The sequence below is a fragment of the Trinickia sp. genome (genome assembly GCF_051954495.1).
Lineage (GTDB): Bacteria > Pseudomonadota > Gammaproteobacteria > Burkholderiales > Burkholderiaceae > Trinickia.
The window spans coordinates 36,019-49,327 of the sequence record NZ_JBQCHR010000081.1; the positions used below are offsets into that span (position 1 = coordinate 36,019).

The following is a 13,309-nucleotide window of genomic DNA, read 5'->3' on the forward strand; positions in this document are numbered from 1 at the left end:
CGGCACGCGCGCCGATCAGGCGAACGAGTAGAAAACGCGGAACGCGACTTTGCGCTCGGCCCAGAATTCGGCCGCTTCGCGGAAGACGTCGAGCAGCGTCTCGCGCCCCTCCTTGTCGAACTTCTGGGCAATCGGCAACGCTTCCAGAACGATGACGAAACCCGGCTGCGCGCCCGCCTTGTGCACGAGATCGGTCAGGCAGTCGTACAGCGCGTCGTAGTTCTTGCCGAAGTGCTTAGGGAACAGGAACGACGTGGCGATCGTTTCGAGCACTTCCTGCTTCGATGCGGCTTGGCCGCAATAAGCGAACAGGAAGTGCTGCTCGAGCCGTTGTGCTTCGTCGGCGAGGTCCTGCACGCGAAACGCCCGGATCGATTGGACGATGTTCGGTCGCACAGTCGCGAAAAGGCTCATGGGCTCCTCGCTCGGTGAATGCCCGGATGCCGCGTCGCCCTGCACGCTCTGGCCGCGCTCGGCCATGCGCATCTGCATGACGCGCTGAAAAAGGTTGCCGTCGCCGGCCGCGAACAGATCCGTCGCGGCTGCGGTTTCGTGCGCGTAGACGTTGTCGCTCATGCCGTTCATCCCGATGTCATTCAACAATGCGTTTAAAACTGGTGTAGTGGTCGTCTGAGTAAAAGCAGTTGTCGGTCCGCCTCAAAGGCCCGCCGCACACGATACGGCGCGCGCCGCGGTTTTTCGATCGCGGCGTGGGAACCGTGTACTCATGGTAGTAACCGCGCCGATGCGGTGGCAGCAGCCGCTCGAAGTTGCCGAATACGACGCCGTCCTTCGCATAGGGGTAAGGACCGCCGGCCGAGATCAAATTCAAGGTGGTCACCGCCTCGGGCGGCAATTGCGCCTGTTCGATCGTGCCCGACACCCCCGCCGCCGGCGCCTCACGCGCCAGAGCGACGGACTGGGTCAGCGGAGCGCCCGGCCCGCCGACGCCGGCCCAGCCGGCTGCGGCCACGAACGCCGCAAGCGCGCCGTGACGAAGCCATTTACCAGCTCGTTCGCGTTTTCCCGCGCGTGCCATCGGCCAGATTTCCTGCTGCTCGATCAGATATGAACGACCACGAAAAGCGTAAGGGTATCGCTAACCGCCTCTCGACGCAATCTTTGTCTGGAAAATGAAAGGTTTAGCGCGTTTTTAGGGGCCAAGAAAGCCCACTTTTCGACCTGCCGATGGTCCTATTTTTTCGCGAAAACGAACAATTTAGCCCAGACAAGATAAACTGCGTCTCGACGGTGCCCGATGCGGTGAGCCTTTGCCTCCTCATCGCGGCTTTCAATCGGAAATCGTCGTTTCACGCACTTTGGGGCGGCAGCCTCTCTTTTCGCCCCCGGCGTGCCCGCAATGGGCACGCCGTTTTTTCTTTTGTGCTGCCGCCTGCCGATCGAGCACGGTGGTTCATGCGGCGTTTCGCCACGCGCTCGACGGCTATATCAATAAATCGAACCGACAGACCGGCCGCTATGCACGCTACGCACGCGATGCCGCGCTGACGTCGGCCACGAGCAGCGCCGCCATGTTGACGATCCGGCGCACCGTCGCCGATTCAGTCAGCACATGCACCGGCTTGGCGGCGCCGAGCAAGATCGGGCCGATCGCGATGTTGTTGCCCGCCGCCGTTTTCAGCAGGTTGTAGGCAATGTTCGCCGCATCGATGTTCGGCAGCACGAGCAGGTTGGCCTCGCCTTCGAGCGTCGATTCGGGCAGCACCTCGCGGCGCAGCGCGGGGTCGAGCGCGACGTCGCCATGCATTTCGCCGTCCACCTGCAGTTCGGGCGCTCGCTCTCTGAGAATGGCCAGCGTATCTCGCATCTTCTGCGCGGACGGCGCATTGCTCGTCCCGAAATTGGAGTGCGACACGAGCGCAACCTTCGGCTCGATGCCGAAGCGGCGCACTTCCTCGGCGGCCATGATCGTGATTTCAGCGAGTTCGGCCGGGGTGGGATCGACGTTCACATGCGTGTCGACGAGGAAGATTTGACGGCCCGGCAGGACAAGCCCGTTCATCGCGCCGAATACCGTGCAGCCTTCGCGCTTGCCGATCACCTGATTGATGAAGTGCAGATGGCGATGCGGCGTCGAAATCGTGCCGCAAATCATGCCGTCGGCCTCGCCCTTGCTGACGAGCATCGAGCCGATCAGCGTCGTACGTCGACGCATTTCGACCTTCGCCAATTGCTGGCTGATGCCCTTGCGCGCCATCATCTTGTAATACGTCTGCCAGAAGTCGCGGTAGCGCTCGTCATGTTCCGTATTCACGACCGTGAAATCGACGCCCGGCGTCAGCCGCAACCCGTAACGCTCGATGCGATGCTCGATCACGGAGGGCCGGCCGATGAGCACCGGCGTGGCGAGCTTTTCGTCGACGACGATCTGGACCGCGCGCAACACGCGCTCCTCCTCGCCCTCGGCGAACACGATGCGCTTCTTGCCGGGCTCGACGCTGCGCGCCTGCTGGAAGATCGGCTTCATCGTCGTGCCGCTGTGGTAGACGAACTGCTGCAGATGCTGCTTGTAGGCGTCCATGTCCTCGATCGGACGCGTCGCGACACCCGAATCCATCGCCGCCTGCGCGACGGCCGGCGCGATCTTGACGATCAGGCGCGGATCGAACGGCTTCGGAATGAGGTACTCCGGCCCGAAAGAGAGATCTTGAATACCGTAAGCCGTGGCGACGATGTCGCTTTGCTCCTGGCGGGCGAGTTCGGCGATCGCGTTCACCGCCGCAATTTCCATTTCGCGCGTCACCGTCGTCGCGCCCGCATCGAGCGCGCCGCGGAAGATGAACGGAAAGCACAGGACGTTGTTGACCTGATTCGGATAGTCGGTGCGGCCCGTGGCGAGCACGGCGTCCGGGCGCACTTCCAGCGCGACCTCGGGCAAGATTTCGGGCGTGGGGTTAGCCAGCGCCAAGATCAGCGGCTTGGGCGCCATGGCCTTGACCATCTCCGGCTTGAGCACGCCGCCGGCCGACAAGCCGAGAAAAATATCGGCGCCCTCGACCACTTCGGCGAGCGTACGCGCGGAGGTTTCGCGCGCGAAGCGCTCCTTGTCCGGATCCATCAGCTCCGTGCGGCCCTTGTAGACGACGCCGGCCAAATCGGTGACGAGGATGTTCTCGATCGGCAGACCGAGATCGACGAGCAGATCCAGACACGCGAGCGCGGCGGCGCCAGCCCCCGAGGCGACGAGCTTGACGGACGAAATGTCCTTGCCGACCACCTTCAGGCCGTTCGTCACGGCTGCGGCCACGACGATGGCGGTACCGTGCTGATCGTCGTGGAAGACCGGGATTTTCATTCGCTTGCGGCACTCGCGCTCCACGATGAAGCAATCGGGCGCCTTGATGTCTTCGAGATTGATCCCGCCGAAGGTTGGCTCGAGCGCGGCGATGACGTCGACGAGCTTATGCGGATCGGATTCGTTCAGCTCGATGTCGAACACGTCGATACCGGCGAACTTCTTGAACAGCACGGCCTTGCCTTCCATCACGGGCTTGGACGCGAGCGGACCGATATTGCCGAGGCCGAGCACCGCGGTGCCGTTCGTGACCACACCGACCAAATTGCTGCGCGCCGTGAAGCGAGCCGCGTTGAGCGGATTTTCAACGATCTCCTCGCAGGCGAAGGCGACACCGGGCGAATACGCTAGCGCGAGATCGCGCTGGTTGATCATCTGTTTCGTCGGAGCGATGGCGATCTTGCCCGGCGAAGGAAATTCGTGATAATCGAGCGCGGCTTCGCGCAGCTTCGCCTTGGCGGCAGCGGGGTTCGTAGACATGAGGTCGAAAGTCCAGTCTTTGTTACGCGGATTAGAATGAATGTTCGACGGCATTGTAGCGCCAATCGCCCTGCGCCCCGACAGCCCGGTCAGTTGGGGCAGTGGCCGCGAGCAGCCCGGCCGCCGCGCGCGAGGCGCCCCCGCTCACCCTTATCGCAGCTGATTTATGTCACTTTCCGAGTTCTCGCTGATTGAGCGTTTTTTCGCGCGACGGGCCGAGCGCGGCCCGCAGCGGGCCGTTCTCGGCATCGGCGACGACTGCGCATTGCTCGCGCCGGCGCCGGGCCAAGTCCTCGCCGTGTCGACGGACATGCTCGTCGAAGGGCGGCACTTCCTGCCGAGCGTGGATCCCTACTGCCTCGGCCACAAAACACTGGCCGTCAATTTGTCGGATCTCGCCGCGATGGGCGCGAAACCGCGCGCGTTCACGCTCGCGCTGGCCATGGAAGCGCCGCGCGAGGCGTGGCTCGAAGCCTTCGCCGAGGGCCTGTTCGCGCTGGCCGATCGCTTCGATTGTCAGCTGATCGGCGGCGACACGACGCGCGGCCCACTGAACCTGTGCGTCACGGTCTTCGGCGACGTGCCGACGCAGGCGGCCTTGCGCCGCGACGGCGCGCGCGAGCACGACGATGTCTGGGTGTCCGGCACGCTCGGCGATGCGCGGGCCGCGCTGGGCGTGCTGCGCGGCGAGTGGCCGTCGAACCTTTTCGATGAGCGGGAACTCGCCTCGTTGCAGCACGCGCTCGACAAGCCCGAGCCGCGCATCGCGCTCGGGCTCGCGCTACGCGGGCTCGCGCATAGCGCGCTCGACGTCTCGGACGGCTTGGCCGGCGACTTGCTGCATATCCTCGAGCGCTCGCGGATGAACGCGCGGATCGACGTGGACGCCGTGCCGCGCTCCGACGCGGTGCGCAAACTGCCGCTGGATGCGCAAAGGCAGTGCACGTTGGCGGGCGGCGACGACTATGAGCTGATTTTCACGGCGCCGCCCAGCGCACGCGAAGCGATCGCCGACGCCGGCGCGCGCGCGGATGTCGCCGTAACCCGTATCGGTACAATAAGCGCCCTGCGTCATGCGGCTAACGAGCCGGCTATCGCGTGGCACGATGCCTCGCATGCGCAGCTTTCCTTGACGCTGCAAGGCTTCGACCATTTCGATGCAAACTGATCCGACGCTCGAGAGTCACGAGGACGGCCCGCCGCCTTCGTCGCCCTCACCGCCCCCTCCGCCGTCATCGCGTTATTCGGCGCCGCCGCCCAAGCGGCGCGCGAGTGCGCGCTTCATGCTGTCGCATCCGTTCCATATCCTGTCGCTCGGCTTCGGCAGCGGGCTCTCGCCCATCATGCCGGGCACGATGGGCACGCTGTTCGCTTGGGCTTCGTTCGCCGCGCTCGACGCGCGTCTCACGGTCGTCCAATGGGTTGTGCTGATCGTCGTGGGTTTTTTCGGCGGATGCTACGTGACCGGGTTCACCGCTCGCAAGATGGGCACCGACGATCCCTCTCCCGTCGTGTGGGACGAAATCGTCGCCTTCTGGCTCGTGCTGGTGTTCGTCACGCCGGAAACGTTCGCCGGCCAGCTTTGGACGTTTCTGGTGTTCCGCTTTTTCGACATGGTCAAGCCGCCGCCGATCCGTTATTTCGATCGCCATGTCAAAGGCGGCGTCGGCATCATGCTCGACGATCTCGTCGCCGCGTTCTTCACGCTGCTCGTGATCGCTCTGTGGCGCATGACGATTTAATCCGCCGCTTTTGCGACCCGAACCCCAGACCGGCCCGGGTCGCGCCAATACCCGACATCAACGAGCCAACGAGATCACCGCGATGCCCACTGATTCCGTCGTTCATCAACTCGCCGTGCGCGTCGGCAACAAGCTCAGGGAAACGCGCCTTTTGCTGACCACCGCCGAGTCGTGCACGGGCGGCATGGTCGCGACCGCCGTCACCGACATTTCGGGCAGCAGCGGCTGGTTCGAAAGAGGTTTCGTGACCTATTCGAACCAGGCGAAAACCGAAATGATCGGCGTGCCGTCCGAGCTGATCGACAAGCACGGCGCGGTGAGCGAGAACGTAGCGCGCGCCATGGCCGAAGGCGCGCTGCGCAACAGCCGCGCACAGGTGTCGCTCGCCATCACGGGCGTGGCCGGCCCCGGCGGCGGCACCGAGACCAAGCCCGTGGGGATGGTCTGCTTCGCCTGGAGCAATCGGCTCGAAACGTCCGCCGAGACTCTCGTATTCAAGGGCGACCGCGAACAAATTCGCGTACAGGCCGCCGCGCATGCGCTGCGTGGCCTGCTCAAGCATATCGACGACAACGAGCGATAAGCGCCTGCGCAGCCCGAGCCGGCCGGCGTCGATTCAGCGGTAAGCGTTGATCTTGTCGCGCGTGTCTTGCGCGGCGCGAGCCGCCGCCTCGGCGAAACGTTCGTCCTTGCCGGCGTACAAGATCGCGCGCGACGAATTGATCATCATGCCGGCGCCGGCGCTCGTGCGGCCCGCGCGCACCGTCGCCTCCACATCGCCGCCCTGGGCGCCGATGCCCGGAATCAAGAGCGGCATATCGCCGACGATCGAGCGCACGACCTCGATCTCCTTAGGAAACGTGGCGCCGACCACCAGAGCGAGCTGCCCGCTCGCATTCCATTTCTCGGCGGCAAGCGCGGCGACGACCTGGTACAGCGGCCGTCCGTTCGTTTCGAGAAACTGAAGGTCGGAGCCGCCGGGGTTCGACGTCCGGCACAAGACGATGACGCCCTTGCCCTCATGCGCGAGGTACGGCTCGATCGAATCGAAACCCATATACGGATTGACCGTCACGGCATCCGCCCGATAGCGCTCGAATGCCTCGCGCGCGTACTGCTCGGCCGTGCTGCCGATGTCTCCGCGCTTTGCGTCAAGAATGACCGGCAGCCCCGGATGCTTGTCGTGAACGTGCGCGATCAGCGCTTCCAGCTGGTCTTCCGCGCGGTGCGCGGCAAAGTAGGCAATCTGCGGCTTGAACGCGCTCGCGTACGGCGCCGTTGCATCGACGATGTCGCGGCAAAAATCGAAGATCTTGTCGGCGCGGTTCGCGAGCGCAGCCGGAAAACGCGACGGTTCGGGATCGAGGCCGACGCACAGGAGCGAGCCCGTGCGCTGCCAAGCGTCGTTGAGCGAGCGGACGAACGAGTAGGAAGTGGACATGACGAGGACGCGATACGTGCCGGTGGCGGGAAAGGCCCGTATTCTACCCGCGACGCTACCGCCCCACGGGCTCGACCATAAAGCGAAATTCGCGTACGAGCGATTCGCCCGGCGCCAGCACGGTCATACCGTGCTCCCCGGCGCCCCCGGGCAAGTTCACCGCGTTGATCGGATGGTCGACCGGCTCGAAGCAGAAGAAATCCTCGCCGGGCGGCGTATACAGTACGTAATAGTCTGCATCGGCCGCGATCGTGACCGACAACCGTTTGCGCGGCCAGACGACGCAAGCGCGGCCGCTCCACTGCGTGAATGCATGGTTCACGAGCGTATCGGGCAGCGGGTAGGCGACGCCGAAGGTCCAGGCGGGCGGCGCGGGCACGTGGCGCACCGGCAGCCAGTCGGCGTCCGGAAGCCACAAGCCGCCGGCGGCCGCCGACAATTTCGTATCGGCGTCGCGCGGCAGGAACGGATGGAGCCCGAGTCCGAAGGGCAATGGCTCGCGCCCCGCGTTCTCGACGGCAAGGGTGACGATAAGCGTGGCATGGTCCAGCGCGTAGGAAAGTCGCGCACGGTAGGCGTGAGGCTTCGCGCGCTCGCGCTCGAGGGAAAGCGTCGCATGGGTATCGCCGCGTTCGACGACGCGCCAAGCGCGCAGCCAGCCGTCCCCATGAATCGGCAGCGGCTCGGCCGCCCGGTTACGGGGCACGTTCACCTCGCGCCCGTCGAATTCGAAGCGCGCACCGCCGATGCGATTCGAGTAGGGCAAGAGCGGATAGCAAGCCAGCGCGTTAGGGTCGGTGTCCGCGTTCGCGGAAGGACACCCGCGGAAAATCGGCGTCGGCGCGCCGCCGTCTCCATGCCATTCGAAGCGCGTCATGCCGCCGCCGAGCGCGGGGGCAAGATCGATACGCAGCTGATCGTTGGCGAGCGTCAGCGCAGCGCCCTGGCGCGAGCCGGCCGCGCTTCGCGCGATGACCGACGTCGCGGGCCCCGGGTGAACGGGCTGCACGAGCGCCGCCAGCTTCGCGTTGCGCGTTTCCGCGGGACGCCGGCGGTGTCGCTCGGACGCGAGCGCGCCCCTCGGGGCGATGGCATCGGAATTCGCAGCGGTCATGATGAGCTCCGTCGAGAGGCGCCCCACCGGCTACGCACCGGCATGGCAGGCATGATGCGGTGGCGTGTCTTGTGCCGCCTTTGACTCGTGATGTCGGTTTCCGTTTAACGGCATCGACCTCGGGTTTACCGCCAGGTTCCGAGAAACAGAGGCTCGGGCAAGCCGCGCCGCCCGCTCGGCGCCGTAAAGATCCCGCCGGCGGCAGGCTCGGCCGCGAGCGACGCGGCATCGAGTTCGACCCGCGCCGTCGTGATGTAGAGCGTGGAAAGATCCGCGCCGCCCAGCGCCACGCAGCTAGGTTGACTCACCGGCACGCTCACGCGATCGGTTTGAACGCCATCGGGCCCGTAGCGCACCACGCGAGCGCCGCCCCACTGCGCATTCCAAAGCCCGCCTTGCGCATCGACCGTCGAGCCGTCGGGCACGCCGTCGGCATCGCGCAGCCGGACAAAGACGCGCACGTTGCCGACAACGCCGTCGGCGCCGTAATCGCAAGCGAGGATTTCCCGCGTGGGCGAATCGCAAAAGTACATCGTGGCGCCGTCGGGGCTGAACGCGATGCTGTTCGAGATGGCCGGCGACGGCAGCGGCAGCCGCTCGAGCGATAGATCGCGCCCCAGCCGATAGAACCCGCCGACGCTCTGCAGGTCCGCCCCTTCGTGTTTGGTGCCGAAGACGAAGCGTCCCTGGCGATCGCAGCGACCGTCGTTGAGCCGTGTGTCGAGTTCGGGCTCGACGTCGACGATCCGCTGCATCTCACGCGTCGACAGGTCGAAAAAGGCCAAATGTGTCGCCAGGCCGAGCAATAGGTGTTGCGGATCGGCGCACAGCGCAAAAGTCGCAAGCCGTTCTGGCATGTCCCAGAGCGCGTGTTCGCCCGTTGCCGGGTCGTAGCGATGAAGACACGCGCCTTCGATGTCGGTCCAGTAAAAACGGCCGCTGCGGGCGCACCAAGTCGCGCCCTCTCCCAGCGCGCACTTTACGGCGACTTCGAGCGACGCGCTCAGGCCATCCCCGCTCATACCCATCCTCCATCGACGATGAAATCCTGCGCCGTGATCATCCGGCTGTCGTCGGCCGCGAGGAAGAGCGCCATGCGGGCCAAATCTTCGGGCATCAACTCGCCGTCGAGGCATTGCCCTTCTTTCAGCGCCCGCTTGCCCGCTTCGTCCAGCCACAGCCGGCGCTGCTTTTCGGTCAACACCCAGCCGGGCACGAGCGCATTCACGCGAATGCCGAACGGCCCCAAATCGCGCGCCAGCGCGCGCGTGAGCCCTTGGATCGCCGCTTTCGCGGTCAAATAAACGGGCATGCCGCCTTGCTTGAGCATCCAGCTGATCGAACCGAGATTGATGATCGAGCCGCCGCCGGCGCGCTTCATATCCTCGACGACGGCCTGCGCGGCGAAGAATTGATGCCGCAAATTGACGGCGATGCCCGCATCGAACGAGCCCGGCGTCACGTCGGCGAGCGCGTGCCGCACGTCGTTCGCCGCGTTGTTGACGAGCGCCGCGACCGGACCGAAAGCCGCTTGCGCGTCGGCGATCGCGCCGCGCAGCGCATCGATGTCGGTCACGTCGCAAGCGAGAAACAGCGGCTTTTCGGGCGCGTCGCCGAGCAAATCGGCCAACGCCTCGCCCGCGCTCGAATCGATGTCGCAAAATGCGACGCGCGAGCCTTGCCGAGCGAAGTGTTCGACGAACGAAGCTCCGATGCCGGTCGCGCCGCCCGTGATGAACACGGTGCGCCCGCCGAGGCTCGGGTAGCGTGCGTAGGGGCCCAGTTGCGGATGATCGGGAAGCGCCATCGTGAAGTATCTCCGAAAATTTCGGCGTCCGCGTTTGCCGGCGGACGCCGCATGCACTCGATCGCTCAGTCGCGCGAACCGCGATTCTTGAGCTGGTCGAGCAGCACGGCCGCGAGCAGAATCGCGCCGCGCACGAGATATTGATAGAACGCGTCGATGTTCATGAGGTTCATGACGTTTTCGACGGTACCCATGATGAGCACGCCGATCACGACGCCGGAGATCGTCGCGCGGCCGCCGAGCAGCGACACGCCGCCGAGCACGCAGGCCGAGATCACGTTCAGCTCGAAGCCTTCGGCCGCGTTGGGTTGCCCCGACGTGATGCGCGAGGCGAGAATCACGCCGGCCAGCGCCGTCACCGCGCCTTGAACCAGGAAAATGACGACGCGCGTGCGCTCGACGTTGATCCCCGCCAGGCGCGACGCCTCGGGGTTGCCGCCGATCGCGAGCGTGTTGCGCCCATATACGGTCTGATTGAGCAGCACGCCGAAGACGATGAAGCAGACGAGCGTAACCCAGATCGGCAGCGATACGCCCAGCATCGTCAAGCCGCCCAGTGCGATGAACGTATCGGAGGACACGCCCACGGCTTGCCCGTGCGAGACGATGAAGCCGAGGCCGCGCACGATTTCCATCGTCGCGAGCGTCGTGATCAGCGCGTTGATGCGCAGATAGGCGATGACCGCCCCGTTGACCCAACCGATGACCGAACCGGCCGCCACGGCCGCGACGATCGCGAGGAACGTGTTGTTCGTCGCGTTGAGCACCATCGCGCAGAGCACGCCCGCGAACGCGACGGTCGATCCCACGGACAAGTCGAAATCGCGCGAGGCCAGACAGAACATCATGGTGCAGGCGACCATGCCGATCTGCGAAATCGACAGGGCGAGCCCGAGCATGTTCTCGATCGAGAAGAAGTGATCGACCGTCAGCGACGTCGTCACGAACATCACCGCGAAAATGAGGATGAGGCTGTATTCGGTGATCTGCTGCCACCACTTCTGCCGGTCGTTCGGCTGCGGGATCAGCGCTTCGGCCGCCCGCTTGGCGCTCGCCTGCGCCAGGTTTTCTCTTGCTTGCATGTCCTGACTCCTTCGCCCCGTTCGCGACGGGTTTTCATTGCATCCGTTTCTCGTTCCGGCGTCGCTCGTCGGCAACGCCTCGCTAAAGCCGCGCCGAGCCTTGTTCAAGCCGCATCGAGCGCCGCTGTCGCTCGCGACCCTTGGGGCAGCGCGAGTTCCAAGAGCGCCGGCTCGCTGGCCTGCTCGCGCGCCAACTCGCCCGAGATCCGTCCCTCGCGCATGACGACGATGCGGTCGGACACGCCGAGCACCTCGGGCAACTCCGACGACACCATCACCACCGCGCAGCCGCGCTCGGCAAGTTCGTAAATGACGTTATAAATCTCGTGCTTCGCGCCCACGTCGATGCCGCGCGTCGGTTCGTCCAGGATGACGACCTTCAAATCGGGCTCCGCCAGCCAGCGCGACAAGATCGCTTTTTGCTGATTGCCGCCCGAGAGCAGCCGGATTTTCTGCCGGCGGCTCGGCGTCTTGATCTTGAGCAGCTTGATGAAGCGTTCGGCCGTCTCGACCTCTTTCGCGCTATTGAGAAACAACCCCGCGCGAAGATCGTGCCGTCGGCAGCTGATGTTGATGTTCTCCGCCACCGAAGCCATCGCGACGATGCCCTCTTCTTTCCGATCTTCCGGGCACAGCACGATGCCGTTGCGAATTGCCTGGCCGGGGCTCTTGACGTCGAGCGCTTTGCCATCGAGCGTCAGTCGTCCGCCGCGATGCTTCTGCGCGCCGTAGACGAGGCGCATGAGTTCACTACGCCCCGCGCCGACGAGCCCGAAAAAGCCGACGATTTCACCGGCGCGCACCTTGAAGCTGGCGGGCGCGGAAAGACCGTGGCCTTCGAGCGCATCGACAGAGAGCCGCACCTCGCCGTGCTCGCGCGACCGATAGCCGTAAATGTCGGAAATCTCTCGCCCGACCATCTCGGCGACGATCGTCTCGCGCTTGACCTCGGCCAACGCCTGATGCGACGCCACCTTTCGTCCGTCGCGAAAAATCGTGCAGGCGTCGCACAGTTCGTAGATCTCGTCCATGCGGTGCGAGATGTAAATGAGCGCGCGCCCGTCGGCTCGCAGCTCGCGCACGAGCTTGAAGAGCACTTCCGTCTCGCGGTGCGACAGCGAACTCGTCGGTTCGTCCAGCGCGATCACGCGCGCATTGCGCAGCAGCGCCTTGCAGATTTCGACCATCTGCCGTTGCGCGATCGAGAGCCGGCCGAGCCGCGCTTTGGGGTCGAGATCGACGCCCATTTGCGCGAGCCGCTCTTCGACGAAGCGCTTCGCCTCGCGCTTGTTGACCCAGCCGAGCGCATTGGGCAGCCGGCCGAGCAGCAGGTTTTCCGTCACCGTCAAATCGGGGACGTACTGGAGTTCTTGGTGGATCACGGCAACGCCGGCCGCGATCGAAGCGGCCGCGCTCGGAAAGCGCACTTCCTGGCCGTCCATCATGATGCGCCCGGAATCGGGCTGATACTCGCCGCCCAGAATCTTGAGCAGCGTCGACTTGCCCGCGCCGTTCTCTCCCATGAGCCCGTGCACCTGGCCGGCATTCACTTCGAACGACACGCCGTCGAGCGCGCGCACGCCCGGAAACACCTTGCCGATATCGTCGAATCGCAAAGTTGCTGACATCTGTTCTTACCTCGCACTGAAGGATCGTCCGAGCCGGCGCGGGCACCGTTCTCGCCCGCGCCGGTCCGGGAAGCCGCGCCTAGACTTACTTCGCAGCCAGACCCATCTCTTCACGCACCTTGGCGACGTTGTCGCGCGTCGCCAGCATGCCCGTCGTCAGCGTGAGCTTCGGCGGTTCCTTGCCTTGCGTGATCCAGGCGTACATCAGTTCCGACGTCTCCTCGCCGTGGCGCTTCGGGCTGATGATGACCGTGCCGAAAAAGCCCGTCGGGTTCGGCTTCTTGAACTCGTTGAGCGCCGAATCCGAGCCGCCGATACCGATGCCGATCATGTTGTCGGCCTTGAAGCCCCGGCCTTCCGCGGCGCGCACCGCGCCGAGCACCGCTTCGTCGTTCAGGCCGTAGGCGACCCAGTGCTTGAACTGCGGGTTTTTCGTGATCGCGATGTTGGCGGCGTTGAACGCGTTTTCCGTGTCGGTCTTTGCTTGCGGCGCGGCGATCACGTTGGCCTTCGGGAAGCCGGCGGCGAGCAGTGCGTCGGTGGCCCCGCTCGTGCGGTCATGCGCGGTCGGCAGCTGTTCGTACGTCACGTCGATCGCGCCGACGTCCTTCATGTCCCAGCCGCGCTTCTTGATTTCGTCGACGATGCCCTTGCCCACTTGCTGGCCGATGTTGTAGGCCGAGATGCCCATGTGCGGCA

At 65.0% G+C, this 13,309-nt stretch carries 12 protein-coding genes and 1 pseudogene; 3 read left to right on the plus strand and 10 right to left on the minus strand.

The features are described from left to right. Positions 1-15: 15 nt before the first annotated feature. The 3 genes from ACTHNR_RS11165 to ACTHNR_RS11175 form a co-directional block, all read right to left on the minus strand. Complete coding sequence (locus ACTHNR_RS11165; protein ID WP_440547670.1) at positions 16-576, minus strand: barstar family protein; 561 nt, start codon at positions 574-576, stop codon at positions 16-18. 16 nt (positions 577-592) lie between these two features. Then, complete coding sequence (locus ACTHNR_RS11170; protein ID WP_440547671.1) at positions 593-1,039, minus strand: ribonuclease; 447 nt, start codon at positions 1,037-1,039, stop codon at positions 593-595. 447 nt (positions 1,040-1,486) lie between these two features. Beyond that, entirely contained in the window at positions 1,487-3,850 is a 2,364-nt protein-coding gene (locus ACTHNR_RS11175; RefSeq protein ID WP_440547672.1) for an NADP-dependent malic enzyme, read from the minus strand. A gap of 112 nt (positions 3,851-3,962) precedes the next feature. Between ACTHNR_RS11175 and thiL the strand changes: the two genes are divergently transcribed. The 3 genes from thiL (at position 3,963) to ACTHNR_RS11190 (ending at position 6,121) form a co-directional block, all read left to right on the plus strand. Next, positions 3,963-4,964 (plus strand): thiamine-phosphate kinase, encoded by a 1,002-nt coding sequence (gene thiL, locus ACTHNR_RS11180; protein ID WP_440547673.1) that lies wholly within the window; start codon positions 3,963-3,965, stop codon positions 4,962-4,964. After that, on the plus strand, positions 4,954-5,538 hold the full coding sequence (locus ACTHNR_RS11185) for a phosphatidylglycerophosphatase A family protein (protein WP_440547674.1): 585 nt from the start codon (positions 4,954-4,956) through the stop codon (positions 5,536-5,538). Before thiL ends, ACTHNR_RS11185 begins: the two co-directional genes overlap by 11 nt. An 82-nt stretch (positions 5,539-5,620) precedes the next feature. Beyond that, positions 5,621-6,121, plus strand: coding sequence for a CinA family protein (locus tag ACTHNR_RS11190; protein WP_440547675.1), 501 nt, complete (start codon positions 5,621-5,623; stop codon positions 6,119-6,121). Positions 6,122-6,154: 33 nt separating this feature from the next. On the opposite strand, the gene pyrF is transcribed toward ACTHNR_RS11190, so the two are convergent. The 7 genes and pseudogenes from pyrF to ACTHNR_RS11225 form a co-directional block, all read right to left on the minus strand. Continuing rightward, positions 6,155-6,979 (minus strand): orotidine-5'-phosphate decarboxylase, encoded by an 825-nt coding sequence (pyrF, locus tag ACTHNR_RS11195; RefSeq protein ID WP_440547676.1) that lies wholly within the window; start codon positions 6,977-6,979, stop codon positions 6,155-6,157. Positions 6,980-7,034: 55 nt separating this feature from the next. Next, complete coding sequence (locus ACTHNR_RS11200; protein ID WP_440547677.1) at positions 7,035-8,093, minus strand: aldose 1-epimerase; 1,059 nt, start codon at positions 8,091-8,093, stop codon at positions 7,035-7,037. Positions 8,094-8,218: 125 nt separating this feature from the next. After that, positions 8,219-9,115, minus strand: a complete 897-nt coding sequence (locus ACTHNR_RS11205) for an SMP-30/gluconolactonase/LRE family protein (RefSeq protein ID WP_440547678.1) — start codon at positions 9,113-9,115, stop codon at positions 8,219-8,221. Next, complete coding sequence (locus tag ACTHNR_RS11210; RefSeq protein ID WP_440547679.1) at positions 9,112-9,900, minus strand: SDR family NAD(P)-dependent oxidoreductase; 789 nt, start codon at positions 9,898-9,900, stop codon at positions 9,112-9,114. Before ACTHNR_RS11210 ends, ACTHNR_RS11205 begins: the two co-directional genes overlap by 4 nt. Positions 9,901-9,965: 65 nt before the next feature. Next, the gene (araH, locus tag ACTHNR_RS11215; RefSeq protein WP_440547680.1) at positions 9,966-10,982 is read right to left on the minus strand and encodes an L-arabinose ABC transporter permease AraH; all 1,017 of its coding nucleotides are present in this window, start codon (positions 10,980-10,982) and stop codon (positions 9,966-9,968) included. 104 nt (positions 10,983-11,086) lie between these two features. Further along, entirely contained in the window at positions 11,087-12,610 is a 1,524-nt protein-coding gene (gene araG / locus ACTHNR_RS11220) for an L-arabinose ABC transporter ATP-binding protein AraG (RefSeq protein WP_440547681.1), read from the minus strand. A gap of 85 nt (positions 12,611-12,695) precedes the next feature. Continuing rightward, positions 12,696-13,309 (minus strand): annotated as a pseudogene (locus ACTHNR_RS11225) (arabinose ABC transporter substrate-binding protein); the annotation flags it as partial.

What these genes read in the sequence shown, in the direction of transcription:
- ACTHNR_RS11170 (WP_440547671.1), bottom strand. Translation starts at nt 1,039, where the DNA reads ATGGCACGCGCGGGAAAACGCGAACGAGCTGGTAAATGGCTTCGTCAC.
- araH (WP_440547680.1), bottom strand. Translation starts at nt 10,982, where the DNA reads ATGCAAGCAAGAGAAAACCTGGCGCAGGCGAGCGCCAAGCGGGCGGCC.
- ACTHNR_RS11200 (WP_440547677.1), bottom strand. Translation starts at nt 8,093, where the DNA reads ATGACCGCTGCGAATTCCGATGCCATCGCCCCGAGGGGCGCGCTCGCG.
- ACTHNR_RS11205 (WP_440547678.1), bottom strand. Translation starts at nt 9,115, where the DNA reads ATGAGCGGGGATGGCCTGAGCGCGTCGCTCGAAGTCGCCGTAAAGTGC.
- ACTHNR_RS11210 (WP_440547679.1), bottom strand. Translation starts at nt 9,900, where the DNA reads ATGGCGCTTCCCGATCATCCGCAACTGGGCCCCTACGCACGCTACCCG.
- araG (WP_440547681.1), bottom strand. Translation starts at nt 12,610, where the DNA reads ATGTCAGCAACTTTGCGATTCGACGATATCGGCAAGGTGTTTCCGGGC.
- ACTHNR_RS11185 (WP_440547674.1), top strand. Translation starts at nt 4,954, where the DNA reads ATGCAAACTGATCCGACGCTCGAGAGTCACGAGGACGGCCCGCCGCCT.
- pyrF (WP_440547676.1), bottom strand. Translation starts at nt 6,979, where the DNA reads ATGTCCACTTCCTACTCGTTCGTCCGCTCGCTCAACGACGCTTGGCAG.
- thiL (WP_440547673.1), top strand. Translation starts at nt 3,963, where the DNA reads ATGTCACTTTCCGAGTTCTCGCTGATTGAGCGTTTTTTCGCGCGACGG.
- ACTHNR_RS11190 (WP_440547675.1), top strand. Translation starts at nt 5,621, where the DNA reads ATGCCCACTGATTCCGTCGTTCATCAACTCGCCGTGCGCGTCGGCAAC.
- ACTHNR_RS11175 (WP_440547672.1), bottom strand. Translation starts at nt 3,850, where the DNA reads ATGCCGTCGAACATTCATTCTAATCCGCGTAACAAAGACTGGACTTTC.
- ACTHNR_RS11165 (WP_440547670.1), bottom strand. Translation starts at nt 576, where the DNA reads ATGAGCGACAACGTCTACGCGCACGAAACCGCAGCCGCGACGGATCTG.